Annotated in this window: 1 protein-coding gene; it reads left to right on the forward strand. The window is 73.3% G+C overall.

Going from position 1 to position 3,289, the window contains the following annotated elements:
- Positions 1 to 3,289: autotransporter-associated beta strand repeat-containing protein (locus tag AP428_RS32070; RefSeq protein WP_197285627.1), on the forward strand; the 3,289-nt coding region annotated here is incomplete at both ends.

Genomic DNA, 3,289 nt, shown 5'->3' on the forward strand with positions numbered 1-3,289 from the left:
ACACGTTCTCGGGCGGCACCACGCTGAGCGGCGGCGGACTGATCGCCGGCAACGGCGCGGCGCTCGGCACAGGCGCGCTGAATGTGAGCGGGGCGGGCGGCACGCTCGCCACGAACGTCGCCGGTACCTTGCTCGGCAACGCGGTGAACCTCGGCGCGGGCGCGACGCTCGGGCTGAACGGTGCGGCCGATCTGAGCCTCGGCGGCGTGATTGCCGGCAACGGCGGCCTCGCGCAAACCGGCAGCGGCACGACGACGCTGCTCGGGGCGAACACGTTCTCGGGCGGCACGACGCTGAGCGGTGGCGGCTTGATCGCCGGCAATGGCTCGGCGCTCGGCACGGGCGCGCTGAACGTGGCCGGCGCGGGCGGCTCGCTCGGCACGAACGTCGGCGGCACGGTGCTCGGCAACGCGGTGAATCTCGGCGCGGGCGCGACGCTGACGGTCGGCGGCGCGAACAATCTCGGCCTCGGCGGTGCGATTTCGGGCGGCGGCAATCTGTCGGTCAGCGGCCCGTCGATCACGACGCTCACGGGGGTGGGCAGCTACACCGGCAACACGACGATCGGCAACGGCAGCACGCTCGCGGTGGGTGCCGGCGGCAGCCTGTCGGGCGGCAGCCTGTTCGATCTGACCGGCGCGGGCGCGACGCTCGACCTGAGCGCGGCCACATCGCCGCAGACGACGGGCGGGCTGGTCGGTACGGCCGGCGCGGCGGTGAATCTCGGCGGCAATACGCTGACGCTCGGCGGCTCCGGTAACGGCACGTTCGGCGGCACGATCGGCGGTGCGGGCGGGCTGACGCTCGCCGGCACCGGCACGGAAACGTTGACGGGCACCAACACGTACACCGGCGGCACACTGATCAACAGCGGCACGCTGGCGATCGGCGCGGGCGGCAGCCTGGCGGCAGGCGGCGCAGTCAACCTGGGCGGCGCCGGCGCGACGTTCGACCTGAGCGGTGCAGCGCTGCCGCAGGTGATCGGCACGCTGTCGGGCGTGGCCGGTTCGACGGTGAACCTCGGCGGCAACGGCCTGACGCTCGGCGGCGCCGGCAGCGGCACGTTCGGCGGCACGATCGCGGGCGCAGGCGGTAGTCTGACGCTGTCGGGCACGGGCACCGAAACGCTGAACGGGGCCAACACGTACACGGGCGGCACGAACCTCGCCGGTGGCGGCACGCTGGTCGCCGGCAATGGTGCGGCACTCGGCACGGGCGCGTTGAACGTCGCCGGCGCCGGCGGCACGCTGGCCGCGAGCATCGCCGGCACGACGCTGAACAACGCGGTGAATCTCGGCGCCGGTTCGTCACTGACGCTCGGCGGCACGAACGACCTGGGCCTCGGCGGCATCATCGCCGGTGGCGGCAGTCTCGCGCAAACCGGCAGCGGAACAACCGCGCTCACCGGCGCGAACACGTACACGGGCGGTACGACGCTCGGCGCCGGCGGTCTGTCGGTCGGCAGCAATACGGCGCTCGGCACGGGCGCACTCACCGTCACCGGCAGCGGCGGCGCGCTCAGTGCGAGCACGGCTAACCTGCTGCTGGCGAACGCCGTCGATCTGGGCATCGGCTCGACGCTGCATCTCGGCGGCGCGTTCGACTTCGGCCTGAACGGGACGATTTCCGGCGCGGGCGGCGTGGTGCAGTCCGGCGCGGGCACGACCACGCTCGGCGGCGCGAACACCTACGGCGGCGGGACGACGCTGAACAGCGGCGGACTGAGCGTGGGCAGCAATACGGCGCTCGGTTCCGGCGCGTTGAACGTGACCGGCAACGGCACGCTGAACGCCAGCGTGAGCGGCACGACGCTCGGCAACGCGGTGACGCTCGGCGCGGGTGCGACGCTCGGGCTGAACGGCGCGAACGATCTCGGCCTGAGCGGCACGATTTCCGGCAGCGGCGGGCTTGCGCAGACCGGCGCGGGCACCACGACGCTCACCGGCACGAACACCTATGACGGCGGCACCACGTTGAGCGGCGGCGGGCTCATCGCGGGCAACGGCAGCGCGCTGGGCTCCGGCGCGCTGAACGTGACGGGCGCGGGTGGCTCGCTCGGCACGAGCGTGGCCGGCACGACGCTCGGCAATGCGGTGAATCTCGGCGCGGGTTCGACGCTGACGGTTGGCGGTGCGAACGATCTCGGGCTGGGCGGCGGGATTTCGGGCAGCGGCGGCCTGTCGGTCAGCGGCCCGTCGACGACGACGCTCACGGGCGTGAACACCTACACCGGCAACACGACGATCGGCGGCGGCAGCACGCTGGCGGTGGGCGCGGGCGGCGGCCTGTCGGCGGGCAGCGCGCTCGACCTGGCCGGCGCGGGCGCGACGCTCGACATCAGCGCGGCGACCACGCCGCAGACGAGCGGCATGCTGTCCGGCGTAGCGGGCACGAACGTGAACCTCGGCGGCAACACGCTGACGCTGGCCGGCGCCGGCAACGGCAGCTATGCGGGGACGATCGGCGGCACCGGCGGGCTGACGATGGCCGGTACGGGAACGGAAACGCTGACCGGCACCAACACGTACACCGGCGCGACGACGATCAACAGCGGCACGCTGGCGATCGGCGCGGGCGGCAGCCTGTCGGCGAGCAGCCCGGTGAATCTCGCGGGTGCGGGGGCAACCTTCGACGTCAGCGGCGCGACCACGCCGCAGACCACGGGTACGCTGTCGGGCGTGGCCGGTTCGACGGTGAACCTGGGGGGCAACAACCTGACGCTCGGCGGCACGGGCAGCGGCACGTACGGCGGCACGATCGCGGGCGCGGGCGGCAGCCTCACGTTGTCGGGCACGGGTACCGAAACGCTGACGGGCAACAATACCTACACGGGTGGCACGAATCTCACCGGCGGCGGCACGCTGATCGCGGGCAGCGGCTCGGCGCTCGGCACGGGCGCGCTGAACACGAGCGGCGCGGGCGGCACGCTCGGCACCAGCGTGGCCGGTACGACGCTGACCAACGCGATCAATCTCGGTTCGGGCTCGACATTGACGGTTGGCGGTGCGAACAACCTGGGTCTCGGCGGCGCGATCTCGGGCAGCGGCAACCTCGCGGTGAATGGTCCGTCGACGACGACGCTCACCGGCGCGGGCACGTACACCGGCAACACGACGATCGGCAACGGCAGCACGCTGGCGGTCGGCGCGGGCGGCAGCCTGTCGTCGGGCAGCGCGATCGATCTGGCCGGCGCGGGCGCGACCCTGGACGTGAGCGCGGCCACGTCGCCGCAGACCACGGGCACGCTGTCGGGCGCAGCCGGTTCGGCGGTGAACCTCGGCGGCAACAC

Source organism: Burkholderia sp. E168m22, assembly GCF_001319805.1.
Taxonomy (GTDB): domain Bacteria; phylum Pseudomonadota; class Gammaproteobacteria; order Burkholderiales; family Burkholderiaceae; genus Burkholderia; species Burkholderia orbicola.